Source organism: Xanthomonas codiaei, from assembly GCF_002939785.1.
Lineage (GTDB): Bacteria > Pseudomonadota > Gammaproteobacteria > Xanthomonadales > Xanthomonadaceae > Xanthomonas > Xanthomonas codiaei.
The window spans coordinates 45424-71420 of record NZ_MDEC01000012.1; the positions used below are offsets into that span (position 1 = coordinate 45424).

Consider the following 25997-nt stretch of genomic DNA (forward strand, 5'->3'; position numbering starts at 1 on the left):
TCGCCCATGCCAGCGCTCCCCCCGCACCCGAACGACCCGGCGGAGGCACCTGGCGCTGTGGATGCCGCGCCGCTCGTCGTTGCGGCGGGCGCGGCCGGGCGCACCGCCGAGGGTGTGGCCATCGTGGCTGGCCCGCTCACCGCCGGCATGCGCATGCAGGGCGAAAGCCCGCAGGACAGGCGTTCGCGGCTGCTGGCCGAAGCCCTGGACGGCAGCAGCAGTGCCATCCTGATCTGCGACCTGCAATCGCGCCTGCTGTACGCCAACGATGGCTTCCAGCGCATGTTCGGCTATACCGAGGCCGAACTGGTGGGCCAGCGCCCCTCCGACGTGCTGACCCGCGCGCAGAGCGACCAGACCGAAGTCGCACGCATCCGCGAGCGCGCCGATGCCCTGCAGCACACCCGCGCCGATCTGCTGGTGTATCGCAAGGACGGCTCGCCGCTGTGGATCTCGCTCAATTTCAATCCGATCTACGACGCCCGGCATCACCCGTCGCATTACGTTGCGGTGCTGACCGACATCACCGATACCAAGATGCACGAGGTGCTGCAGCACCGCGTGCTCGAAGCCCTGGTGCAGGAACGCCCGCTGATCGAAGTGATGACGCTGATCTGCAGCGAAGTGGAGCGCATCGCACCGGATGTGCTTGCCACGGTGATGAGCGCCGACAACCAGGGCTGCCTGCATTCCCTGGCCGCGCCCAGCCTGCCGCCCGAGTACGCCGATGCGGTCAACGGCCTGAAGATCGCACCGGGTGCCGGCGCCTGCGGCACCGCAGCCTGGCGCGGACGACCGGTGATGGTGGAAGACATCGCCACCGACCCGTTGTTCGCGCAATACCGCGATCTCTTGCTGCCGATGGGCCTGCACGCCTGCTGGAGCGCCCCGATCCGTTCCAACAGCGCACGCGTGCTGGGCACCTTTGCGCTGTATTACCGCAAGCCGCAACGCGCCGACGCCTGGCATGTCCGGTTGACCGAACTGTGCCAGCAGCTGTGCACGCTGGCGCTGGAGCGCGAGCAGATCCGCCAGCGCGTGCACCAGCTCGCCTTCTACGATGCATTGACCGGCCTGCCCAACCGCATCATGTTCAGCGCACGCGCCGAGCAGGCGCTGACCCAGGCCGAATATGCCGGCGAGCCGGCGGCACTGATGTTCATCAACATCGACCGCTTCAAGCTGATCAACGACAGCCAGGGACATGCTGCCGGCGATGGCCTGCTGCGCGACATCGCGCTGCGCGTCACCGACCAGCTGGCGGCCACCGCCATGCTGGCGCGCGTAGCCGGCGACGAATTCGCCCTGGCACTGCCGCACTGCAGTGCCGAGCAGGCCAGCGCCGCGGCCGAGCGCGTGCTCGGCACCATCGCCAGCCCGCTGACCGTGGGCCACATGACGGTGCACTCGTCGGCCAGCATCGGCGTGGCGATGTTTCCCGAGGACGGGCGCGACATCAACATCCTGCTGCGGCACGCCGACCTGGCGATGAACCGTGCCAAGAAGGAAGGCGGCGGCCGCTTCCGCTTTTTCAGTTCCGATATGAACCGCATGGCGCAGGAGCGCGTGGCGCTGGAGGCCGAGCTGCGCCAGGCCATCGGTCGCGGTCAGCTGCAGCTGCATTACCAGCCGCAGATGCATAGCGCCGCACCGCACGCACTGTATGGCGTGGAAGCGCTGCTGCGCTGGAACCACCCGCAGTTGGGCGCGATCTCGCCGGCGCGGTTTCTGCCGGTGGCCGAAGAGCAAGGCATGATGCCGCAGCTCAACGACTGGGTGCTGCGCCACGCCTGCGAACAGGTGGCCGACTGGCGCCAACGCGGCGTGCCGGTGGCGCGCGTGTCGGTCAATCTGTCGGCCAGCGGCTTCGAAAGCCCGCGCATGCTGCCCGACCTGCTCCGGCTGATGGCCGATACCGGCGTGCAACCGTCCGACCTGACCCTGGAGCTGACCGAGAGCGTGATGCTCTCCGGGCAGTCCGGCGTGCTGGACAACCTGCACGCGATCCGCGAAGCCGGCATTTCGCTGTCGCTGGACGACTTCGGCACCGGCTACTCCAGCCTCAGCCACCTGCATCGCCTGCCGATCGACGAACTCAAGCTGGACATGAGCTTCGTACGCGACATCGAACACAGCGAGGACGCGCGCGCACTCACCACCTCGGTCCTGCGCATCGGCGAGCACCTGCGCAAGCACGTGGTGGCCGAAGGCGTCGAAAACGAGGCCCAACGCCTGTTTCTCGCCGACCTGGGGTGCGAGGTGTTGCAAGGCTATCTGTTCTCGCGCCCGTTGCCGGCTGCGGCACTGGAAGCCTGGCTGGGCGCGCAGCCTTAGCGGGTTGCTGCCCCGGCGGCTGGCGGTACCCGAGTCACCCGTCCCCTCATCCAGCGCTGCGCGCCACCTTCTCCCCTATGAAGGAGGACAATGTCCCGATGGGAGAAGGGAGTTAGCCCCTCTCCCATCGGGGCGAGAAGGCACGGCTTGCGCGTCACTGGCGCGCGTGCCTTAGAGCGCCCGCGCCGCAAGCGCGGGCCGGGGCGTGGAGCGGGGGTTGGGGTGAGCGTACGGGCTGCATCCCGCACTCACTCAATGACGCAGGCATCACCGCAACGTCCACGCTCAGTGCAACGTACGCTTCAACCACCCCAGCAACTGCGCATTGACGAACGCCGGGTTTTCCAGCGAGGCGATATGCCCGGCATCGGGCACCAGTTCGTAATCGCAACAGATCGCCTCGGCCATCATCCACACCTCTTCCGGCGGGCGTGCCACATCGGCATCGCCGCCGAGCAAGAAAGTGCGCGCCGGATCCAGTGCAGACAGCGCGTCCAGGCGATCGGCCCGCCCGAAGATCAGCCGCCCGAGCGGCACGATCGAAGCACGCAACTGCTCGACCGAAAGCTGTGCCAGGCGCTGCGCAAATGCAGCCGGCAACGCCGAGGTCAGATCGATCCCCGGACGGAAGAAGATCGGCACGATCGCCTCGATCAGCGCAGGCATCACCTGCCCCGCCGCCTCGATCGCATCGAGCATGCCGAAGTAACGCGTCCGCGTGGCCTGCGGCTCGGCACCGAGGAAGGTGTCCATCAACACCAGGCTGCGGACACGCTCCGGCGCCAGCAGCGCCAGCTCAGCGCCCCACATGCCGCCAACCGACAAGCCCACCACTGCGCACTGCGGCAGCTGCAGCGCATCCAGCAGGCCAAGCATCTGCCGCGCCAGATCGTCGATGCCCCGGGTCTGGTCGGGCAATCCGCCCGATTGTCCGTGGCCCCAGAGCTCCGGAACGATGACCTGGTAGTGCTGCGACAGGACCTGGATCTGCGGCTCCCACATGGCCGCATCCCAGAGGTAGCTGTGGCCGAGCAGGACCGGAAAGCCCTGGCCGTATTGTGCGTAGTGCAATGGTTGACCAGCGATCGTGCAAGTGGGCATGGCATCGAAGGTAAGTGGGGGAAGTGCCGGACACTAGCTCCCCCGACTTCAGATTTTTGTTGCAATGCGCCACGTCAGTCAGCTGTTGGTTGCCTTATCGCCCGTCATCGTGGATGCAACGCGAAGCCAACGCGCAAAAAGCGAAATGCCCGGCAGTGCCGGGCATTTCGGGACAACACACAGCCATGACGGCATCAGGCCGCGACGGTCTCCGCAACGCCCTGATACTCCTGGATCTGATCGAAGTTCATGTAGCGGTAGATCTGCTCGCCACTGGTCTTGATCACGCCCACGTCGGCCATGTACTCCTCCTTGGTCGGAATCCGGCCAAGACGCGAGCAGATCGCCGCCAGCTCCGCCGAGCCCAGGTACACATTGGTGTTGCGGCCCAGGCGGTTGGGGAAATTACGCGTGGAGGTGGAGAACACCGTGGCGCCCTCGCGTGCCTGCGCCTGGTTGCCCATGCACAGCGAGCAGCCGGGCATTTCCATGCGTGCGCCGGCCGCGCCGAAGGTGCCGTAATGGCCTTCCTTGGTCAGCTCGGAGGCGTCCATCTTGGTCGGCGGTGCCACCCACAACCGGGTCGGGATGTCGCGCTTGCCTTCCAGCAACTTGGCGGCGGCACGGAAGTGACCGATGTTGGTCATGCACGAACCGATGAACACCTCGTCGATCGCCGCACCGGCCACCTCGGACAGCGTCTTGACGTCGTCCGGGTCGTTCGGGCACGCCACGATCGGCTCGTGAATGTCGGCCAGGTCGATCTCGATGACCGCGGCGTATTCGGCATCGGCATCGGGCTGCAGCAGCTGCGGGTCGGCCAGCCACTCTTCCATCTTCTTGATGCGGCGGCCCAGCGTGCGTGCATCGGCATAGCCTTCGGCAATCATCCAGCGCAGCAGGGTGATGTTGCTGGTCAGGTATTCGATGATCGGCGCCTTGTCCAGGTGCACGGTGCAACCTGCCGCCGAACGCTCGGCCGAGGCGTCGGACAGTTCGAAGGCCTGCTCCACCTTCAGGTTCGGCAGCCCTTCGATTTCCAGGATGCGGCCGGAGAAGATGTTCTTCTTGCCCTGCTTGGCCACGGTCAGCAGACCGTCCTTGATTGCATACAGCGGGATCGCGTTGACCAGGTCGCGCAAGGTCACGCCCGGCTGCATCTCACCCTTGAAGCGCACCAGCACGCTCTCGGGCATGTCCAGCGGCATCACGCCGGTGGCGGCGGCGAAGGCCACCAGGCCGGAGCCGGCCGGGAACGAAATACCGATCGGGAAACGGGTATGCGAGTCGCCGCCGGTGCCCACGGTGTCGGGCAGCAGCATGCGGTTGAGCCAGCTGTGGATCACGCCGTCGCCCGGACGCAGCGACACGCCGCCACGGGTGGAGATGAATTCCGGCAGGGTGTGGTGGGTCTTGACGTCCACCGGCTTCGGGTAGGCCGCGGTGTGGCAGAACGACTGCATCACCAGGTCCGAGGAGAAGCCCAGGCAGGCCAGGTCCTTCAGCTCGTCGCGGGTCATCGGGCCGGTGGTGTCCTGCGAGCCAACCGAGGTCATCTTCGGTTCGCAATAGGTGCCCGGGCGCATGCCCTGGCCTTCCGGCAGCCCACAGGCGCGGCCGACCATCTTCTGCGCCAGCGAGAAGCCCTTGCCGGTGTCCGGCGGGTCCATCGGCAGGCGGAACAGGTCCGAGGCCGGCAGGCCCAGGAACTCGCGCGCCTTGGCGGTGAGGCCACGGCCGACGATCAACGGAATGCGGCCACCGGCGCGCACTTCGTCGAACAGCACGTCCGACTTCATCGCGAACTCGGCAATCACTTGCCCGTTCTTCAGCGCCTTGCCGTCGTACGGACGCAGCTCGACCACGTCGCCGTGCTCCATCTGCGACACGTCCAGCTCGATCGGCAACGCGCCGGCGTCTTCCATGGTGTTGTAGAAGATCGGGGCGATCTTGCTGCCCAGGCACACGCCGCCGAAGCGCTTGTTCGGGATGTACGGAATGTCTTCGCCGGTCCACCACAGCACCGAGTTGGTCGCCGACTTGCGCGAAGAACCGGTGCCCACCACGTCGCCCACGTAGGCGACCAGGTGGCCCTTGTCCTTGAGATCGGCAATGGCCTGGATCGGGCCGCGCTTGCCGTCTTCCTCCGGCTCGAACGCCGCGCCGTCGCGCTTGTTCTTCAGCATCGCCAGCGCATGCAGCGGGATGTCCGGGCGGGTGGTGGCATCCGGGGCCGGCGACAGGTCGTCGGTATTGGTTTCGCCCGGCACCTTGAACACGGTGACGGTCAGGCTCTGCGGCACTTCCGGCTTGCTGGTGAACCACTCGGCGTCGGCCCAGCTCTGCAGCACGGCCTTGGCGTGCACGTTGCCGGCTTCGGCCTTTTCCTGCACGTCATGGAACGCGTCGAACACCAGCAAGGTGTGCTTGAGCGCCTCGGCGGCGGTGGCGCCCAGCTCGGCATTGTCCAGCAGGTCGATCAATGGCTGGATGTTGTAGCCGCCCAGCATGGTGCCAAGCAGCTCGGTGGCGCGCGTGGGGCTGATCAGCGCAGTTTTTTCGGTGCCGAAGGCCACCGCGGCCAGGTACGAGGCCTTGACCTTGGCGGCATCGTCCACGCCGGCCGGCACGCGCTGGCTCAGCAGCTCGACCAGAAACTCCTCTTCGCCGGCTGGCGGTGCCTTCAACAGCTCGATGACCTCGGCGGTCTGCTGCGCGGTCAGCGGCAGCGGCGGGATACCGAGCGCGGCGCGCTCTGCAACGTGGTGGCGGTAGGCTTCCAACATGCGGGTTCTCCAAAAAAGACAGCGGTGAATGTGTAAAAACGTCAGACGTGGATCAGAAGGCGTGGATCAGGCAACGGGCTTGGGGACGGTGATCTTCAAGCCCTTGAAGTAGTCGCGGAAGAAGCCTTCGTCGCGGGTTATCAACCCGTCGCACTGGAGCATCGCGTGGGCGCCGATCAGAAAATCCGCCACCACTCGTTCGCGCTTGCCGCCGCGTGCACGGAAGCGCTTGTTCATATGGCCGGCGCGTACCGCCGCCGCTTCCTGGGTGGCTTCGTAACGCACCCCGATCGAGGCCAGGGTTTCCATCAGGTCGACCTGGGTGTCCAGCATGGCCAGCACCTCGGCCACCACCGCATCGCAGACCACCACCTCGTCGCGTGCCAGCGCGTCGCCAATGCAGATTTCCGACACTTCGCCATAGACCGGGTCGCCGATCAGGATGTCCAGCAGTACCGAAGAATCCAGGGCGATCATGGGTCGAACGGGTCCCCGGGCGCGCGGCCGCGAATGGCGCGCATGGCCTCGTCCGTGCTGGTCAGGCCATCGACCAGCTTGAACTTGCCGCGCACCTTGCGCAGCGCCTCGCTGACATCCTTGCGCAAGATGATGCGCCCACCATCGAGTTCGATCTTGAGCGTGGTGCCCTTGGTCAGGCCCAGGGCATCGCGCACGGCCTTGGGCAGGGTGATCTGTCCGCGTTCGGCAACGGTGGCTTCCATGAGCATGCTCCAGAAAGTATGCACGCATGATACGTACTTCGACCGTCGTACTCAAGCCGGCAGATCGTTCCAGACACACCGTACGTACACACTGAATCGCTCAGAATGAGCGCCTACCTAAAGCCCTCGACGCCATAGGAGTGACGCATGAGCGATTCCTTTTCCACCCGCACCTCGCTCGAGGTCCACGGCAAGCGCTACGACTACTACAGCCTGCCGAAGCTGGGCGAACGTTTCGATATCGCCCACCTGCCTTACTCGATGAAGATCCTGCTGGAGAACCTGCTCCGGCACGAAGACGGCGGCGTGACCGTCGGCAAGGACCACATCGAAGCGGTGGCCACCTGGGATCCCAAGGCCGAGCCGGATATCGAGATCGCCTTCATGCCCGCGCGCGTGGTGCTGCAGGATTTCACCGGCGTGCCCTGCGTGGTCGACCTGGCTGCGATGCGCGACGCGGTGGTCAAGCTGGGCGGCAAGGCCGACCAGATCAACCCGCAGATTCCCTCCGAGCTGGTCATCGACCACTCGGTGCAGGTGGATGTGTTCGGCAAACCCGATGCGCTCGACCTCAACGGCAAGATCGAATTCCAGCGCAACCAGGAGCGCTACGGCTTCCTGCGCTGGGGGCAGAAGGCATTCGAAAACTTCAAGGTGGTGCCGCCCAATACCGGCATCGTCCACCAGGTGAATCTGGAGAACCTGGCGCGGGTGGTGATGAGCGCCGACAGGGACGGCACCCTGATCGCCTACCCCGACACCGTGTTCGGCACCGACAGCCATACCACCATGATCAATGGCATCGGCGTGCTGGGTTGGGGCGTGGGTGGCATCGAGGCCGAGGCCGCGATGCTGGGCCAGCCCTCTTCGATGCTGATTCCGCAGGTGGTCGGCTTCAAGCTCACCGGCAAGCTGCCCGAAGGAGCCACCGCCACCGATCTGGTGCTCACCGTCACCCAGATGCTGCGCAAGCTGGGCGTGGTGGGCAAGTTCGTCGAGTTCTATGGCGAAGGCCTGCAACACCTGCCGCTGGCCGACCGCGCCACCATCGGCAACATGGCCCCGGAATACGGCGCCACCTGCGGCATCTTCCCGGTCGATGAGGAATCGCTGACCTATCTGCGCCTGTCCGGCCGCAGCGAAGAGCAGATCGCGCTGGTGGAGGCCTATGCCAAGGCCCAGGGCCTGTGGCACGACGCCAATACGCCGCACGCGCAGTACAGCGCCACGCTGGAGCTGGACATGGGCCAGGTCAAGCCGTCGCTGGCCGGGCCCAAGCGCCCGCAGGACCGCGTGCTGCTGGAAGACATGCAGCGCAACTATCGCGAAAGCCTCAAGCCGTTCGCCGAGGCACGCAGCAAGAAGCCGACCGATCTCAAGCAGGAAGACCGCCTCAAGAACGAAGGCGGCGGCGGCACCGCGGTCGGCGCCAAGGCTGCGCAGGCCGAGCATGCCGGCGACAGCGGCGCCGGCTGGCAGCTGCGCGACGGCTCGGTGGTCATCGCCGCCATCACCTCGTGCACCAACACCTCCAATCCGGCAGTGATGCTGGGCGCCGGCCTACTCGCGCGTAACGCCGCAGCCAAGGGGCTGAAGGCGCAGCCATGGGTGAAGACCTCGCTCGGGCCGGGCTCGCGCGTGGTCACCGACTATCTGGAAAAGGCCGGCGTACTCGCCGACCTGGAGAAACTCGGGTTCTACGTGGTCGGCTATGGCTGCACCACCTGCATCGGCAACTCCGGCCCGCTGCCGGAAGACGTGTCGGCCGCCATCGCCAAGGACGATCTGGTGGTGACCTCGGTGCTGTCGGGCAACCGCAATTTCGAAGGCCGCGTGCACCCCGAAGTCAAGATGAACTACCTGGCCTCGCCTCCGCTGGTGGTGGCCTACGCCATCGCCGGTACCACCGATATCGATCTCACCACCGAGCCGCTGGGTACCGGCAGCGATGGGCAGCCGGTGTATCTGCGCGATATCTGGCCGAGCAACAAGGAGATCGGCGACACCATCGCCGCCACCGTGGGCCCGGAGATGTTCAAGCAGAACTACGCCGATGTGTTCAAGGGCGATACGCGCTGGAACACGATCGCCTCTCCGGATGGCGCGCTGTACGAGTGGGATGCCGCATCGACCTACATCAAGAACCCGCCCTACTTCGACGGCATGACCATGCAGGTGGGCAGCGTGGACGACGTGCACGGCGCGCGCATCATGGGCCTGTTCGGCGACTCGATCACCACCGACCACATCTCCCCGGCCGGTAACATCAAGAAGGATTCGCCGGCAGGCCGTTTCCTGCAGGAGCGCGGCGTGCAGCCGGCCGACTTCAACAGCTACGGCAGCCGCCGCGGCAACGACGACGTGATGGTGCGCGGCACCTTCGCCAACATCCGCATCAAGAACCTGATGTTCGGCGGTGAGGAAGGCGGCAACACGCTGTACTACCCGGCCGACGGCGGCCAGCCGGAAAAGCTGGCCATCTTCGATGCGGCGATGAAATACAAGGCCGATGGCGTACCGCTGGTTGTGCTGGCCGGCAAGGAGTACGGCACCGGCTCCTCGCGCGACTGGGCCGCCAAGGGCACCAACCTGCTCGGGGTCAAGGCGGTGATCGCCGAGAGCTTCGAGCGCATCCACCGCTCCAACCTGGTCGGCATGGGCGTGCTGCCGCTGCAGTTCCTGGACAACGAGAACGCGCAGAGTCTGGGCCTGGACGGCTCCGAAGTGCTGGACATCACCGGCCTGCAGGACGGCGCCAGCCGCCGTGCCACAGTCGATGCGAAGAAGTCCGACGGCAGCGTCAAGCAGTTCCAGGTCAAGGTGCTGCTGCTGACGCCCAAGGAAGTGGAGTACTTCAAGCACGGCGGCCTGCTGCAATACGTGCTGCGTCAACTGGCTGCACGCAAGGCGGCGTAATTCCCGTCACCGCGTACTGGCCCCGACATTCCCGCCTGCTGGCGGGAATGTCGTTTTTCGGTCCGGCAATGCCTGGCTCTGGAGGGCTGGGCAACGTAGAGGCCGCCGTCTGGCGCAACGCCCCCACCCGACTTTCCGGCCTAGCGACCTGCCGGCGCCCATTGCGCGTGGTAGAGCCGCCAGTCGCCGTCCTGCAGGCGCCAGCCGGTGGTCAGCTGGTAGGTCTGGGCCTGCTCGGGCAGCCAGCGGCCGTCGCCCACGGTGAGCAGCGCGGTGAAGCTGGCGGTGGCGGTCGCGCCTTTTAGCTGCACGTCCACCGGTCCCAGGGTGACGCCGATCTTGCGGTTGCCCAGCAATTGCAGCTGCAGCAGGCGGCGTAGACCGGCCGCATCCAGGCCCTGCTCGCCCACGAAGTCTGCCGCCACCGGCTGCATCGCCTTGCCGACATCGCGCGCCTCGATCGCGGCCTGCATCTGCGCCACAGCCTGGCGCACCCGCAGCTCCGGCGCCGGGCGTGCGCACCCGGCAAGCAGCGCCATCCAGGCGAGCACCATCGCCCACCGCCACCAATGAATATTGCCCTGCATCACGCTTCGCCTTTTCCATTCATGACGGTATGCTGCCAGCTGTTGCAGCGCCGTGGAACACACCGCGGCGCATCGAGAATACCCTGGAGGGGGGCAGATGAATCAGGCACGTCCTTGGTTGCAAAGTTATCCGGCCGGCGTAAGTGCCGAGATCGATCTGGAACAGTTCCGCACGGTGGCCGAGGTATTCGCCACCTCCGTCGCGCGCTTTGCCGATCGTCCCGCGTATCACAGCTTCGGCAAGACCATCACCTATCGCGAGGCCGACCAGCTGGTCGAACAATTCGCCGCCTACCTGCTGGGCGAGCTGCAATTGAAGAAGGGCGACCGCGTGGCGCTGATGATGCCCAACTGCCTGCAGTATCCGATCGCCACCTTCGGCGTGCTGCGTGCCGGGCTGACGGTGGTCAACGTCAACCCGCTCTACACCCCGCGCGAATTGAAGCACCAGCTGATCGACTCCGGCGCCAGCGTGCTGGTTGTCATCGACAACTTCGGGACCACCGTGCAGCAGGTCATCGCCGAGACGCCGGTCAAGCAGGTGATCACCACCGGCCTGGGCGACATGCTCGGGTTCCCCAAGGGAACGCTGATCAACTTCGTCGTCAAGTACGTCAAGAAACTGGTGCCGGACTACCGCATCGACGGCGCGATCCGCTTCCGCGAGGCATTGGCGCTTGGCCGCAAACACAGCGTACCCACGCTGCAGATCGAAGCGGACGACATCGCGTTCCTTCAATACACCGGCGGCACCACCGGCGTGGCCAAGGGCGCGATGCTGACCCACCGCAACCTGGTCGCCAATATGCAGCAGGCGCACCAGTGGCTGTCCGGCACCGGCAAGATGGAGGAAGGCAAGGAGGTAGTGATCACCGCGTTGCCGCTCTACCACATCTTCGCGTTGACGGCTAACGGCCTGGTCTTCATGAAGATCGGCGGCTGCAATCACCTGATCAGCAATCCGCGCGACATGCCGGGCTTCGTCAAGGAACTGAAGAAGACCCGCTTCACCGCGTTTACCGGCGTCAACACGCTGTTCAACGGCCTGCTCAACACCCCCGGCTTCGACCAGATCGATTTTTCCTCGCTCAAGATGACCCTGGGCGGCGGCATGGCGGTGCAGCGTTCGGTGGCCGAGCGCTGGAAAAAGGTCACCGGGCAGACCCTGGTGGAGGCCTATGGCCTGACCGAGACCTCGCCAGCGGCCTGCATCAACCCGATGGATCTAAAGGACTACAACGGCTCGATCGGCCTGCCGATTCCCTCCACCGATGCCTGCATCAAGGACGACGCCGGCGCCACCCTGCCGATCGGCGAGATCGGCGAGCTGTGCATCAAGGGCCCACAGGTCATGAAGGGCTATTGGAAAAAGCCCGATGAAACCGCCAAGGTGATGGATGCCGACGGCTGGTTGCATACCGGCGACATCGCACGCATGGACGAGCAAGGTTTCGTTTACATCGTCGACCGCAAGAAGGACATGATTCTGGTGTCCGGCTTCAACGTCTACCCGAACGAGATCGAAGACGTGATCGCCACCCTGCCCGGCGTACTGGAAGTGGCAGCCGTCGGCGTGCCCGACGAAAAATCCGGTGAACTCGTCAAGGCGGTGATCGTAAAGAAAGACCCTGCCCTGACCGCCGACGACGTGAAGGCGCATTGCCGCGCCAACCTCACCGGCTACAAGCAGCCCCGGGTGATCGAATTCCGCAAGGAATTGCCCAAGACCAACGTCGGCAAGATCCTGCGCCGCGAACTGCGGGACGCGCCGAAGGCGTAGTCGCAAGCACGACCACTACGCGGCGATCCGACGCCCGCAATGCCACCACGCATTGCGGGCGTTTGCATTTCGCGCCGGAATGCCACGGGGATTGACCAAGCGGCAGGCGTTGCCGGATCCGCACGTTCTGACCGACTTAAATGGCCAGCGCTACTACCGCAACATAGACGATTAGTGGACCAGCCACAGTGCGCCGCCCGATGCCAACCGTGTGCTGGAGCTGGAGCAAACGCGCGCCATGCTGCACCCGGCGCTCGCCGAGCACGCCCAAGCAATTGCCGCCATCAGGCATTCGCCGCCGTCGCCGCAGGACGTGCAGCGCGAGCAGACGCTGTACCGCTACCGCATCGTAGGCACGGAGCTGCAGCCGCAGTGGCGCGAAGCGATCGAACTAGCAACACAGCGCGCCCGCGAAGCGGAATGACTCGCAGGCGATGGCGCCATGCAGTTGCAGCGTGGGCCAAGCGGCCACTATGGCGCCGACAGCCCGGTCGCCCATCTGCAGCGATGTCAGAACATACAATCGCGTATGCTGGCGGCGCCCGCTTGATGAAAGCGGATATAGCATTTTTATTATATGCAGGGTTGATCGGAGAACACCCATGAACCAGTCAAATCAAGCGCAAGCGATACATCCGAATGCGCCCAGAAAAGGCGAGTTCTACATCCTCAGGTCCGACATGCGTGGCGGGGGGCGCGGGCATGGCGTGGAATTCGAGAACGAAGATGCGGTGCCGTTTTCCATTGCTGACAGCCTGCCTGGAGAGGACGCAGGCCTGGCTGCACTGAAGGAAACCCCGCGCCTGCGCTACGACAGCCGCATCGGCGATATGCCTAATGACATGCACGATGGATTCAAAGGCTACTGGCTAGTCTCCGAACCGCTAAAGCAGCTACTCGAAGCTGCGGACCCGGAAGGCTTTGCCTTCGCGCTATGCGACTTCCGATTGGAAGACGGTACGCCCGGGGCACCGTACTATCTCTGCGAGGTGGTGCGGATTATCGATGCCATCGACGAGGAGGCGTCCACCGTCAAGGTATTGACCGGATATCGAAATGGCAAGTACTACAGCCTTACGGGGGGCGCGGTATTGGCATTCAAGAAGGACGTGATCGGGTCCGCACACGTCTTCCGAACGCCTTATACGGCAGACGCTTTTTGCGACCGATTTTTGCGCGATACCTTGATCGAGCATGGATTCGGAAAATCTCCAAGGACGCGCGGCGTTCGCGTAATAGACGCATCAGACTACTGATCTGATCTCTTCCGTGACTGCATGGAGCCGAGGCATATGCCGACCAGCAATGTCATTCTTCAAAGTCATCATGTCATTGAAAACACCATCTTTCGAGATCATAGGTTGCTCAAGAAGTTGCTTGAGCATGGACTGATCGACAAGGATGTATCAACTAATCGCATCTACCTTCCAGTTGAGGGCAACTTGGCCGATAAGCTTGAAGCTTCGCCCCACCGGGGGAGAACGAGAAGTTCTTATACGGATGGAATCGATGACACCCTGAACGATATCCTTAACTCCCCAGACGGTGACGCCGCCATGCGCAACGACGCCGCAGCATTGAAGCGCGTCGCCGCCCAGGTCCATGACCTGCAAGACACCCTCAAAGTCGCCCTGATCAACGGCGACATGTTCGTAACGACCCCGAACCGCTTGACCAAGGCCGAGACCAACGCGCAAAACCGCAGAACCCTCTCCGAGATTGATCAATACCGCACCGCCCACGCCAACCAGCTGAAGACACTGCGCTCGATGAGCCCTGTCGAATCCGAATGGGCCGCGATTACCCATTCGGAGCAGCGGATCGTCAAGGTCATCGACGCCGCACGGACCGCCGGCAAAAATCTGGTCGCTGTCCCTGATGAACGCGATGCCGTGATCCGCGAAATCGCTGGACGCGAAGAATTTCGCATGGCCATCGCGCACGCCGAAGAGGCCGGCCGTGTGAGGTTATCCGAGTCCAATGCGGCGCTGGTCCAGCAGGTCTTGGATGACACGCCGACAACCATCGGCGGTGCTGCGCGCAGCATCCGCCAAGGCGCAGGCGCCACACCGCAGCCGTCGTACACACCAGTATCGCAACGCGGCTTCGCCACCGCCGAGCTACTGGCAGGCGATCTATCGGCAGGCCAGGCGCTGCGCACCGCCGGCCTGCTCGCCACCGCCGCCGACGCGGTCGCCTCCGGCCAACGCGCCACGCACTTGCTCGGCCAGGACAACCCGCTGGCCGCGCAATCGGAACTGGCACATTTCGCCGGGCGCAATGTCGGTGGCTGGGCCGGGGGCACGGCAGCGGCCTATGCGCTGGGCAGCTCCGGCGCAGGGCCGATGGTGCTGATCGCCGCCGATGTGTACTTCATGAGCCTGGCCGGCGAAAAAGCCGCCGCGTTGCTCGATAACCGCGCCATCTATACCCAGATCGATAACGCCGGCACCAAGTGGTCGTTCAACGGCACTGCCTGGGCGCGCGAGGGCAAGGCCGACACCACTGCCGATGGCGTGGACAACCCCACCGCCACGCCCATCGTGGCCAGCTACGAGAAAGCACGCGAACTCAATTACCGGGCCACCAATGCTGCTGCCGCACTTTCTCTCAAAGATGTGCCTGCGCCCGTTGATCCGTATCGCCAGCCGGCCAACGCCACCGACCGCCCCAGCCTGAGCCCTGCCGACTGGCGGCGCGACCCGGCAGACGGGCAATGGCATCGTCTGGTCAAGACCGAGATCTGCGGTGCCAACGAGCGCGGCAGCTACGTGCAGGAGACCGCATTGCCGCCACGCGCGGCGGAACTGGAGGCGCAGGCGCAGGCCATCATTGCCCGCAACATCGCCAACAGTCCCGGCGCGATCGCCGCGCGCTATGAACTGGCCTACCACCGCAGCGGCTGGGCCGCCGTGCAAAGTGAAGACAAACTAGCGAGGGTTTCGCCAGCGCGGCTCTTAATGTTGCAAAAATAGCATTTTTTGCTAACCATCGAACTAAAGATAAATCAATTGAAGCAACCTCAATGAACAGCAACTTGAATGCCGCGAAGGGACTTTTCTACATCCTCGATCCGGATATCCGCGGCGGCGGCCCTGGAACCGATGTTGAAATTGCCAACGAAGAAGCCCTTTTGACACCTCCACGCTTGATCATTCGGCCCGTGGAAGGCGGATTTCCTACGCTGGCGGAAACGCCGCTTCTGGCTCACGCGCGCAACTCAAAAAGGCGCCCTCGAGATCTCGAAGGGGGATTTAGTGGCTACTGGCTGGTCTCTGAGCGACTCAAGCGCGCTTTCGAGTCAGTGGACGCCGAGGGCTTTGCATTTGTTCCCTGCGATTACGCATTGCCAGACGGCTCGAAGGGCCCACAGCATTACCTATGCGACGTGGTTCGGACAATTTTTGCGCTGGACAAATCCAACTCTGAATTTCAGACGCGAATAGCCCGGGACCACGCGGTGAATCAAGATGTGGAAATGATTACGTTTTCGGGAGGCGCGAAGCTATTCTTCAAGAAAGAATTGATTGGGGATGCCCATGTCTTCAGGATGGGAGAGGATCCATCCAGCGTGATCTGTGATCGCACGATGTATGAAGCGATACGAAGCGCGGGAATTGGAGTGAAACCTAGCTCCGATGGCCTGTGGTGGAAGGACGCCGCCGATTTCTAGTGGCTTGCACTCACTGTGATACGCAAACTCGGAATTTTGGACCGTGGCCAAGAATGACAAGCCGGTTTTCCAGGGACATCACCTTATTGAGCAGCAAGCATTCCGAGACAGTGCTCTGCTCAAGAAGCTCTACAGTTTCGGGCTTTTCAATCTGGATGGTGACGTCAATCTGCTGAACCTCCCGGCGGACAAGCAACTGGCGCTGCAGCTCGACGTCTCTCCTCACAACGGCGGCCCTCTCGGACAGTATTCCCAGGGCCTGAGGCAAGAACTGAATTTTCTCCAGAAGAGCTTTGATGGCCAAGCCGTACTGACTGGCGATCGTGGGGCGGCCGCGAGGGTTGCTAATGACGTGGACAGGCTTTGCGCCACTTTGAAAGTGGCCATGGTGAACAACGATCTGCTGACCAACACGCCCATCGGAATGACAGTGGAGCAGGCCAACCAATTCAACCGGGATTTCTTCAAGAAACTGCCGGCCTACCAACAAACTCATAGCCTGCAGATCGATGAAGCCATCAAGCTGACGGGTCCGGAAGCACGTTGGCCCGCGGTACTCAAGTCAGAACCCAATCTCATCCACAGTCTTAACGCGATCGATCAACCGGGTTCCAAGACGGTCAAAGGCGATGCGGCAATCGGTCGGCAGGTGTTGCGAGAATCGGTCGAGCAGGCGCAGGCAGGCGGACGTCTGACGCTTTCAGCGCAGGGTGCCGATCAGGTCAGTCAAGCTTTTTCCAGCAACGCTGCAGCAGTGCCAAGGACATCCAGCTCCACTAGGTTGGATCTTGATTCCATGGTTGTTCCACGATCGCAACGCGGCTTCGCCTCAGCAGAGCTACTAGCAGGCGATCTATCGGCAGGCCAGGCGCTGCGCACCGCCGGCCTGCTCGCCACCGCCACCGCCGCCGACGCGGTGGCGTCCGGCCAACGCGCCACGCACTTGCTCGGCCAGGACAACCCGCTGGCCGCGCAGTCGGAGCTGGCGCAGTTCGCCGGGCGCAATGTCGGTGGCTGGGCCGGCGGCACGGCAGCGGCCTACGCGCTGGGCAGCTCCGGCGCCGGACCGATGGTGCTGATCGCCGCAGACGCCTATTTCATGAGCGTGGCCGGCGAGAAGGCCGCCGCGTTGCTCGATAACCGCGCCATCTATACCCAGACCGATCGCGATGGCACGCAGTGGTCCTTCGATGGCCGCGCCTGGGCGCGCGAGGGCAAGGCCGACACCACTGCCGATGGCGTGGACAACCCCACTGCCACGCCCATCGTTGCCAGCTACCAAAAAACACGCGAACTCAATTACCAGGCCACCAACGTCGCTGCCGCACTGGCCTTGAAGGATGCGCCCGCACCGCAGGATCCTTACCAGCAGCCGGCCAACGCCACCGACCGTCCCAGCCTGAGCCCTGCCGACTGGCGACGCGACCCGGCAGACGGCCAATGGCATCGCCTGGTCAAGACCGAGATCTCCGGTGCCAACGATCGCGGCAGCTACGTGCAGGAGACCGCCTTGCCGCCACGCGCGGCCGAACTGGAGGCGCAGGCGCAGGCCACCATCGCCTGCAACATCGCCAACAGCCCAGGGGCGATCGCCGCGCGTTATGAACTGGCCTACCACCGCAGCGGCTGGGCCGCCGATGGGCTGCCGATGTCGCCGGCCGTGCAGCAAGCGTTGCCGGATCCGGATGCGCTGACCGCCTCGGACGGTCAGCGCTACTACCGCAACATGGAGGGCCAGTGGACCAGCCACGGCGCTCCGCCCGATGCCAACCGGGTGCTGGAACTGGAGACCACGCGCGCCATGCTGCAGCCAGCGCTCGCCGAGCAGGCCCAGGCGATTGCCGCCATCCAGCAAACCCCACCGTCGCCGCAGGACGTGCAGCGCGAGCAGACGCTGTACCGCTACCGCATCGTGGGCACGGAACTGCAGCCGCACTGGCGCGAAGCGATCGAGCTGGCGACACAGCGCANGCTGCAGCGCGGCCCCGGCGGTCAGTATGGCGCCGACAGCCCGATCGCCCATCTGCAGCGCGGTGCCGACGGCGTGGCGCGCATTGCAGCGGTCACCAGCACCGAGGACATCCGTCAGGCGCTGCAGGAGCTGCAGGCTCGCCAGCAGCCGGACGCACCGGTGCAGCAGCTGGCCTCTGCGCCGCCCTCGTCCGAAGGCTCCACGGATGCGGACACGTCCGCCTCGCCGCCCTCCAACAAGCATGTGCTCGACGTGCAGGCCCGGGGCCAGGCCGCCAGCGCCGCGCAAGAGCATCAGCAGCGGCAGCAGGAGGCACGCCAGGCGCAAGATCAACAGTTGGCGCAGGCTCGCGCCCACGCGCTGCAGGAGCAGGCATCGCACGACGTCCGGGCGCAAGCTGCCCAGGCGCTGCAAGCGCATACCGCGCTGGAAGCACGGCAGCAAGCGTAGCGGCTGGAGCAACAAGAACGCCAGGCGCAGGACACCCAACAGCGCGACCAGACACAGCAGCGAGCAGATCAGACGCAGCAGCGTGAGCAGGAGCAGCGGCAGGCATACGACACCCGGCAGCGCGAACAAGCACAGCAGCAGAGTGAGCAGCAGGCGCGCCAGGCCTTGAACGCCCAATACAGCGAACAACAGCGTCTCCAGGCCCAGCAAGCGGAGCTGATGGAGCAATCACCGGTGCAAGGCCAGGACGCTGCGCGTCGCGAACAAGCAGCCGAGCACACCGCCGAGGGCATTGCCCATGCGCCACCAACGCTCCACGCCCAGGACACTGTGCAACGCGGAGAAGAACAGCGCCCTGCCCAGAACCCCGGCGCACACCAGCCCCAGCCCCAGCCGCAGGCCGCCCCGCCTGAGCAGGTGCAGTCAGCTGAAGTGGCGCGGCGAACGCAGCATATGGCGGACCAGCTGACACAGGGAGAGCATGCGCACCAGGCCGAGCAGCATGCAGCGATCGCGCAAGCGCCTGCGGCACTTGGGCAACAGGAGGTGGAAACGCGCGATCAACAGGCCGTAGTGCAGCCAGTGGCCGCACGCGATGCCACGTCAGCACCAGGCGCAGACGTACCTGCCGACGCGCGCACGGCCCGGTCGACGGAGGAACCGCCGGTACGATCGTTCGCTACACCGGTCGTTGCGGAGCGCCTCGATGAGGAAAACGCGCTCACACCACAACTCCCGGTGCCGAATACGCCTGCAGTGCCACCCACAGCGGCCCTCGTCACCGATGCAGCCGGATCACCCGATGGCACGCCCACTCCAAAGCCTCCCGCCGATCACTCCGAACACGCCGCCACATCGCACCGGCCCACGTCGGTACCGGATGCGCGGAAGCAGGCGCCAGAGCAAGCCAACCGCACCAACGTTGCAGCCGCAGATCCCGATTCGCTGGCAGAAATAGCACGCTCTGCGCGCGCGCTCCGCATCCAGGCCGAACAGGATCTCGACATCGAAAACCGCATCGCAGATGCACGGCAAGCGCGCATGGTGCGCGGTGAGGCGCCGTTTACCGAGCGGGAGTTGCGCGATGGATACGACCCCAATGGTCCCTCGGGACTGAGAGGACCACCGAGCAGCTTGGCAGGTACCGCCTCGCAGCAGGGTCTCGTTGCAATACCGGGGCAAACCGACGTCGAGCAGGACGATCGACCACCGCCCAGGCGCAAGAGCGTCACCGGCGATCCGGACGTGGATGATCTGCTCTACGCGCTGGACTCCAAGAACGATCTGGCCATCGAACAAGCCTTGAAGCGCGTCGGCAACAGCGCGCACAGCGCGGCGTTGGCACAGGAAGGTCATGAGCATCTGGATGCCCACGCCCAGCAGGAAGCCCAGGAACAGGTGACGACGCGGCAGGCGCTGGGGATGGACGTGGCAGCAGAGGTGCAGACCAGCCGTGGCCCGGTGATGGTGCTGACGCTGCCGCAGTTCGCCAACGGGCCGATGATGCAAGGCGCAGGCCCGCCCGGTGATGGAGGGGGTGGCGACGGAGGTGGAGGCGGAAGTGGTGGTGGTGGCGGATAGCCAGAACGCAAAACGCAAAAACGCATCGAACCTACGAGAGAGCAGGATGGACATGCAGGACACCTCGACGCTGCCGGACGGCGGTGCATCGCGCCAGGCGATGACGGACTCGATCAAGGCCATGACGGCAGTCATCGCGGCGATGCAGCGACGAGAACAAACTCTTGAGGAACTCGTACGTCATCAGATGCAGCTTTTGCAGGCCGCCGTCAACAACGCCGATCAACGCGTCACCCGGGTGGTGGAGAGCGCGCTTCCGCGGCTGACGCAGTTGAGCGATCAGGCATTGACGCGCACGCTGCAACCGGTGGCCGAGCGTTTCGACAAGCGCATGCTCCATGCGGAGCAGACGCTCCAGCAGGCCGCCGAACGTTACGCACAGGCGCAACGTGCCTTGGAAACGAGCGCCAGCCGACGCCTGTGGATCGGCATTGGCATGGCTGTCGTCGGAGCGATCTTGTGCCTAGTTAGTGCCTTCTATGCCATCAAGAGCGCGCAGCCCGTGTTGGCCGAGGCCACCCAGCGCCGCGCGGAAATCGCCTTTCTGGATCGCGTCGTGCGCGCGGACCTGGTGCCCTGCGGCCAAGACAGGCTCTGCGCCGTTGTCGAGAAGAAGAGGCCGCGTTACGGCGATCGCGGGCAATATCGCGAGGTCGCATTGCGTCAACGGACCCGACAACACTAGCGGCTCCAGCACTACCGACCAGCGCGTCATGGCGCAGGGAAGCGCAACGACGGCTCCGCCGAACGAGGGCGCCAGGAAGTAAACCTCCAGCCAGATCGTCAAGGTGGCGATCCTGGAAACACTGCCCTGCTCTGACCGCCGCCGACGTGAATGCGCACTGCCGCCTCGACCTCACCGGCTGCTGGCAATCTGGGATGACCGCACGGCAGGCAATTGCACGCGGCCGGCGCCGTCAAAGACCCAGCGCTGCGAAATTGCAGCACGCACCGAAGGCATTCTTCCAGGCCCGACCGCAAGGCCGCTCGTTCAGCATCCGACCACACGCCCGCAAGGCCTTGCGGGCATTGGCTTTTGCACGCATAGAATCCGGTGTCGGCGCACGCTCAGGCGTTCACCCTCTATCGCCGTCCGCAAGGCGACCGGCCGGACGGTCTTCACGGAGAACCACCATGTCTGCAGTTCAACCCTTCATTCGCACCAACATCGGCTCGACCCTACGCATCATCGAAGAACCGCAGCGTGACGTGTACTGGATCCACATGCATGCCGACCTGGCCATCAACCCAGGTCGCGCCTGCTTCTCGAGCCGCCTGGTCGACGACATCACCGGCTACCAGACCAACCTGGGGCAGCGCCTGACCAGCGCGGGCGTACTGGCGCCGCACGTGGTGCTGGCGTCCGACAGCGATGTCTTCAACCTGGGCGGCGATCTGGCGCTGTTCTGCCAACTCATTCGCGAAGGCGACCGCGCACGCCTGCTCGACTACGCGCAGCGCTGCGTGCGCGGCGTGCACGCCTTCCATGTCGGCCTTGGCGCACGCGCGCATAGCATCGCGCTGGTCCAGGGCAATGCACTCGGCGGCGGGTTCGAGGCGGCACTGAGCTGCCACACCATCGTCGCCGAGGAAGGCGTGATGATGGGGCTGCCCGAAGTGCTGTTCGACCTGTTCCCGGGCATGGGCGCCTACTCCTTCATGTGTCAACGCGTCAGCGCGCAGCTGGCGCAGAAGATCATGCTCGAAGGCAATCTGTATTCGGCCGAGGAACTGCTTGGCATGGGCCTGGTCGATCGCGTGGTGCCGCGCGGCCAGGGCGTGGCCGCGGTGGAACAGGTCATCCGCGAAAGCAAGCGCACGCCGCATGCCTGGGCGGCGATGCAGCAGGTGCGCGAAATGACGACCGCCGTGCCGCTGGACGAGATGTTGCGCATCACCGAGATCTGGGTGGATACGGCGATGCAGCTCGGCGAAAAATCGCTGCGCACCATGGACCGCCTGGTGCGCGCGCAGTCGCGTCGCTCAGGGCTCGACGCGGGTTGATGCGTTGGCGGTCTATTCGTTACTACGGGGGGAGCACTCGCCGTCCTTGACGCCGTGCAGGCGTGCGCCGAGTGCATCCTTTCCCGCCTCCAGGTGTTCGCGCAGTGCGGACAGCCGCAGCCGCCACTCCGCCTGCAACTGCCAATCGGCCATGCGCATCAGCTCGCCTCCATGAGTGGCCACCTGCGCCAGCCCCAGATTGCTGGCCACGCCGCGCAGCGCATGCGCGCTTTCGCGCAATTGTTCCCAATCCGAGCGCATGCCGTCGCGCTCGATCGCGCTCACGCAATTGTGCGCGTCGTCCAGGCATTGCCGGATGAACTGACGTTCGAACTCTTCGCCCATGCCCAGCGCGGCGAGTTCGTCCAGCACGCTCGCGTCGAGCACGCCCTCGAAACTGGCCGGTACCTGCACGACGGTGGCCGGCGCCGCCAGCGGACGGGTGCTGACGGCTAGATCGGCCAGGGTGTCGAGCAGCTTGGTTGCCACGACCGGCTTGGCCAGAAACGCGCGCGCGCCGGCCTGCTCGCAACTGCGGATGGCCTCCGGGGTGACGTCGGCGCTGAGCACCACCACCGGGGTGTAGCGCATGCCGCTGGCCTGCATCACCCGCAGCTGCTTGAGCATGTCCAGGCCATTCATGCCCGGCATGTGCAGGTCCACGATCACCGCATCGAAATCCTCTTCGGCCATGGCGTCCAGCACCTGCTCGGCACCGTTGACGCACAACACCTTGTGTCCGGCCTTTTCCAGCAGGCGCTGCAGCACCATGCGGTTAGCCTCATGGTCGTCGGCCACCAGCATGCGCATGCTGCGTACGCGGGCACGATGCCGCAGGAACGGGTTGGAAAAAGCGATGACGTTGGAGGCTTCCAACTCGTCGGGTGTGTCCACCAGCGCACCGGTCGGCGCGCGTGCCGGCGTGTCTTTCAGCGGCTCACCGATCGCCATCGGCAGCTCGAACCAGAACACGCTGCCGCTTGGCCGATTTTCCTTGAACCCGATACTGCCGCCCATCGCTTCGACCAGGCCCTTGGCGATCGTGGTGCCCAGGCCGGTGCCCTCGTAGCGACGCGACAACCCGACGTCGGCCTGTTCGAAGGCCTCGAACAGGCGCGGACGCATGTCCATCGGCACACCGATGCCGGTGTCTTCGACCTCGAAGCGCAGCTGGACCGCGTCGTCGGCACTACCGGACACGCGTGTGACCCGCAGCAACACATGCCCATGCTCGGTGAACTTGACCGCATTGCCGACCAGATTCAGCAGCACCTGACGCAAATGGCCGGTGTCGCCCTTGAGCAGATCCGGCACGTCGCCGGCGACCTGTGTCCCGTAGTCCAGCCCACGCCCCCGGGCCTGCGGCTGCAGGATCATATTGACCGAGCCAATCATCTCGCGCAGGGAGAAATCGCGGCGATCGATGCGGATCTTGCCGGCTTCGATGGCCGAAATATCCAGCACCTCTTCCACCAGCGACAGCAGACTGCGTGCCGATGCCTGGATGGTGTTCAGGCATTCCTTCTGTTCCGCATCCAGCCGCGTGGTGGCCAGCACTTCGGTCATGCCGGACAAGCCATTGAGGGGAGTGCGGAACTCGTGGCTCATATTGGCCAGGAACCGACTTTTTGCCTGATTGGCGTGGCGCGCCTCGCGCACCGCGCGGGTCATCGCACGCAGCAGCGAATCGAAATACAGCGGCACCGCGATCAGACCCAGCAACAGCCCCCAGCTCAGATAGGGATTGCCCCTCCAGTACGGCGAGATCAGGATGGCGCTGAGGAAACTCAGGCTGGCCATGGCCGTGGCGGCACGTAGATAGTTGCTGCCGTAGCGCAACCCGTTGCCGATGGTCACCCACATGCAGACGGCATACAGTGGCGAGGCGGGCTCGCCCTGAATCGCCATGATTGCGCCGGTGCAGGTGTAGTCGAGCACCATGCCGATCAGGCGCCGGGTGTGCGAGACCTGCGGCCGCATCAGGATCGCCACCATCAATCCCAGCGACACCACCAGCTCGCCGACCAGAATCAACCAGGTGGCCATCAAGGTGTCGCCCTGGGTGTGCTGATAGCGCCAGCCCAGGTAGGAGATAAACAGCGTGGTGATGATGATGCGGATGAGATTCTGGGCGTGTTCCGAATCTGCTCGCCCAGACAGGCGCCGTTTCAACCATGGCAATAAAGACTTCATAGACGCCTCAGACGCGCGGCGGCGTCGATGGGGTTGGAATCCTTCCGTGCTGCGATGCAGCGTCGACACCTGTGGGCATCGCCCCGGTCATGGCCCGGTCTCGCTCGCGCAGCGTACGCAACAATGACATAGGAACCACGATCAACGCACCCAGCAGCGCGATCCCCAAGCCAAGCTGGCCATGCCAATAGGTGCTGTTGGCAAGCGTCGTGCCGAAGCTGAGCGTGGCCATGCCCACAGCGGTGTGCAGCGCCTCGCTGCCAAAGCGCAGCCCGTTGCCGATCGTGACCCAGAGCAACACAACGTACAGACAGGCCATCGGCGCGCCTATCCAGGTCATTGCCAGCCCGATCAAGCCGTAGTCGGCGAGCATCCCGAAGGTACGCCTCAGATGGGAGCGCTGCGGACTCGCCACAATCCAGCAAAAGATCAGCAGCGCCGTGGCCTGCGCGATCGCAATCAGGCGCAACAGCTGCTGCAACTGGCGCCCCGAGATGTCCCACCAGGAAGCGCAGACCAGCGTATAGACCAGGATCAACAGAATCATCGCAAGGCGTACCAGCGCCTGACCATGCTCGCTGTCGGGACGCCGAGCGAGTCGATCACGCAGCTGGCCGAACGCCGCCCTCACCTCACACCCCGGGACGCGCCGATGCGGTGGAGAATTCCCCGCAGATCTGATCCAGCTGCGCGCGTCCGCGCAACAGCGCATCCACGCAGCGCGGGTCGAACAGGCGGCCGCGCTGCGCATACAGATAGGCCAGTGCGGCGTCCATGGTCCATGCTTCCTTGTAGGGGCGCGGCGACAGCAGGGCGTCGAACACGTCGGCCACCGCCACGATGCGCGCCTCCAGCGGAATCGCCTCGCCGACCAATCCATCCGGGTAGCCGGTGCCGTCATAACGTTCGTGGTGACGCAGCGCGATCAGCGCGCCCACCTGGATGAAGCGGTTCTGGCTGCCGCTGAGCAACTCGTAGCCGATGCGCGGATGGCGCTTCATGATGCTCATTTCGTCGTCGGTGAGCTTGCCTGGCTTGAGCAGCACCGCATCGGGAATGGCAATCTTGCCCATGTCGTGCAGCGGTGCGGCCATCTCGATGATGCGCACCTCTTCTTCCGACAACCCCAACTGCTCGGCGATCAGGCCGGCCACGTGCGACATGCGCTCGAGAAACGCACTGGTGCCCGAATCGCGGTATTCGATGGCGCGTGCAAGCCGCGACAGGGTTTCGCGCTCGCGCTCCTCGACCTCGTTCATGCTCGCCAGCAGGCGCTGCTCCAGCGACAGCGCGCGTTGCTTGACGCTTTCGCTCTGCTGGCGCAGCTGCAACAGGTTGGCGCAGCGCGCGCGCAATTCGCGCGGGCGGATCGGTTTGACCAGGAAATCGATCACCCCGGCTTCCAGCGCGGCCTGCCGGATCGGCTCGTCGCCGACAATGGTGATCAGGATGATCGGGATGTCGCGGTGGCTGGGCAGCCGGCGCAGGCGCCGCGCGAACTCCAGGCCGTCCATGCCGGGCATGCGGTAGTCGAGCAGCAACAGGTCCACGCGCCCGGCCTCGCACCAGGCCAGCGCATCCAGCGGGTCGCCGAAGTCATAGACCTTCAGTTCCGGCGCGATGTCCTCGATGACATGGCGCAGCATCGTCCGCGCGGACATCTGGTCATCGACAATGACGATGTTCAATCCCAGATCCGCCTTTTCCGCCCAGCTTCCCCATGTATCCGCTGACACCACGCCGTGCGGACTCCCTGACACATCCTGCATAGCCGTTGCTCCTCTATCTCGAGAACGGAAAAGCGATGACGTCGACCCCTGTGTCGACTCCCCCGGACGATGCGCTGTCCGGGGCTCTGCCCTAGCATATGCAGTATCTGTGCCGTCGGCACGCGGTTC

At 64.6% G+C, this 25997-nt stretch carries 15 protein-coding genes and 5 pseudogenes; 12 read left to right on the top strand and 8 right to left on the bottom strand.

Going from position 1 to position 25997, the window contains the following annotated elements; genetic code table 11:
* The first annotated feature begins 6 nt into the window (after positions 1–6).
* A complete protein-coding gene (locus XcodCFBP4690_RS10440) occupies positions 7–2334 on the top strand; it encodes an EAL domain-containing protein (protein ID WP_146091879.1) in 2328 nt (775 codons plus the stop codon).
* Positions 2335–2619: 285 nt separating this feature from the next.
* Here the strand turns inward: XcodCFBP4690_RS10440 and XcodCFBP4690_RS10445 are convergent, their stop codons facing one another.
* The 4 genes from XcodCFBP4690_RS10445 to XcodCFBP4690_RS10460 all read right to left on the bottom strand — a co-directional run bounded on the left by XcodCFBP4690_RS10445 (position 2620) and on the right by XcodCFBP4690_RS10460 (position 6943).
* Positions 2620–3435, bottom strand: coding sequence for an alpha/beta fold hydrolase (locus XcodCFBP4690_RS10445; RefSeq protein WP_104540882.1), 816 nt, complete (start codon positions 3433–3435; stop codon positions 2620–2622).
* A 194-nt stretch (positions 3436–3629) separates the two neighbouring features.
* Positions 3630–6221 (bottom strand): bifunctional aconitate hydratase 2/2-methylisocitrate dehydratase, encoded by a 2592-nt coding sequence (gene acnB / locus XcodCFBP4690_RS10450; protein WP_104540883.1) that lies wholly within the window; start codon positions 6219–6221, stop codon positions 3630–3632.
* Between the two features lie 66 nt (positions 6222–6287).
* On the bottom strand, positions 6288–6698 hold the full coding sequence (locus tag XcodCFBP4690_RS10455) for a type II toxin-antitoxin system VapC family toxin (RefSeq protein WP_011259444.1): 411 nt from the start codon (positions 6696–6698) through the stop codon (positions 6288–6290).
* Positions 6695–6943 (bottom strand): AbrB/MazE/SpoVT family DNA-binding domain-containing protein, encoded by a 249-nt coding sequence (locus tag XcodCFBP4690_RS10460; protein ID WP_016903180.1) that lies wholly within the window; start codon positions 6941–6943, stop codon positions 6695–6697. Before XcodCFBP4690_RS10460 ends, XcodCFBP4690_RS10455 begins: the two co-directional genes overlap by 4 nt.
* 147 nt (positions 6944–7090) lie before the next feature.
* Between XcodCFBP4690_RS10460 and acnA the strand changes: the two genes are divergently transcribed.
* Positions 7091–9859, top strand: a complete 2769-nt coding sequence (acnA, locus tag XcodCFBP4690_RS10465; RefSeq protein ID WP_104540884.1) for an aconitate hydratase AcnA — start codon at positions 7091–7093, stop codon at positions 9857–9859.
* Positions 9860–9999: 140 nt separating this feature from the next.
* Here acnA and XcodCFBP4690_RS10470 read toward each other — a convergent pair whose 3' ends face one another.
* Complete coding sequence (locus tag XcodCFBP4690_RS10470; RefSeq protein WP_104540885.1) at positions 10000–10446, bottom strand: nuclear transport factor 2 family protein; 447 nt, start codon at positions 10444–10446, stop codon at positions 10000–10002.
* 97 nt (positions 10447–10543) lie between these two features.
* Here XcodCFBP4690_RS10470 and rpfB point away from each other — a divergent pair, with 97 nt between their 5' ends.
* From rpfB to rpfF, 10 genes and pseudogenes are all read left to right on the top strand, one after another.
* A complete protein-coding gene (gene rpfB / locus XcodCFBP4690_RS10475; protein WP_104540886.1) occupies positions 10544–12226 on the top strand; it encodes a fatty acyl-CoA ligase RpfB in 1683 nt (560 codons plus the stop codon).
* 100 nt (positions 12227–12326) lie between these two features.
* A pseudogene (locus XcodCFBP4690_RS10480) lies at positions 12327–12734 on the top strand (hypothetical protein); the annotation flags it as partial.
* Between the two features lie 94 nt (positions 12735–12828).
* Positions 12829–13482 carry an imm11 family protein gene (locus XcodCFBP4690_RS10485; RefSeq protein WP_104540887.1) on the top strand — a complete coding sequence of 218 codons (654 nt, stop codon included), beginning with the start codon at positions 12829–12831 and terminating at the stop codon, positions 13480–13482.
* Between the two features lie 36 nt (positions 13483–13518).
* Positions 13519–13764 (top strand): annotated as a pseudogene (locus XcodCFBP4690_RS23425) (AHH domain-containing protein); the annotation flags it as partial.
* Positions 13765–13803: 39 nt separating this feature from the next.
* A pseudogene (locus XcodCFBP4690_RS10490) lies at positions 13804–15138 on the top strand (hypothetical protein); the annotation flags it as partial.
* Positions 15139–15251: 113 nt separating this feature from the next.
* Positions 15252–15899, top strand: coding sequence for a DUF1629 domain-containing protein (locus tag XcodCFBP4690_RS10495; protein WP_104540888.1), 648 nt, complete (start codon positions 15252–15254; stop codon positions 15897–15899).
* Positions 15900–16284: 385 nt separating this feature from the next.
* Positions 16285–17869, top strand: a pseudogene (locus tag XcodCFBP4690_RS23080) (hypothetical protein); the annotation flags it as partial.
* Position 17870: 1 nt separating this feature from the next.
* Positions 17871–19902 (top strand): annotated as a pseudogene (locus tag XcodCFBP4690_RS23085) (hypothetical protein); the annotation flags it as partial.
* Complete coding sequence (locus XcodCFBP4690_RS10505) at positions 19850–20587, top strand: hypothetical protein (RefSeq protein WP_104540889.1); 738 nt, start codon at positions 19850–19852, stop codon at positions 20585–20587. The pseudogene XcodCFBP4690_RS23085 and the gene XcodCFBP4690_RS10505, both read left to right, overlap by 53 nt.
* Before the next feature lie 449 nt (positions 20588–21036).
* Positions 21037–21906 (top strand): diffusible signal factor synthase RpfF, encoded by an 870-nt coding sequence (rpfF, locus tag XcodCFBP4690_RS10510; protein ID WP_104540890.1) that lies wholly within the window; start codon positions 21037–21039, stop codon positions 21904–21906.
* A 12-nt stretch (positions 21907–21918) separates the two neighbouring features.
* On the opposite strand, the gene rpfC is transcribed toward rpfF, so the two are convergent.
* The 3 genes from rpfC to rpfG are packed head-to-tail and all read right to left on the bottom strand — an operon-like array spanning position 21919 to position 25868.
* Positions 21919–24099 carry a sensor histidine kinase RpfC gene (gene rpfC, locus XcodCFBP4690_RS10515; protein ID WP_104540891.1) on the bottom strand — a complete coding sequence of 727 codons (2181 nt, stop codon included), beginning with the start codon at positions 24097–24099 and terminating at the stop codon, positions 21919–21921.
* A gap of 7 nt (positions 24100–24106) precedes the next feature.
* Complete coding sequence (locus tag XcodCFBP4690_RS10520; RefSeq protein ID WP_104540892.1) at positions 24107–24730, bottom strand: RpfH protein; 624 nt, start codon at positions 24728–24730, stop codon at positions 24107–24109.
* A 1-nt stretch (position 24731) separates the two neighbouring features.
* A complete protein-coding gene (rpfG, locus tag XcodCFBP4690_RS10525) occupies positions 24732–25868 on the bottom strand; it encodes a cyclic di-GMP phosphodiesterase response regulator RpfG (protein ID WP_104540893.1) in 1137 nt (378 codons plus the stop codon).
* Positions 25869–25997 lie beyond the last annotated feature (129 nt).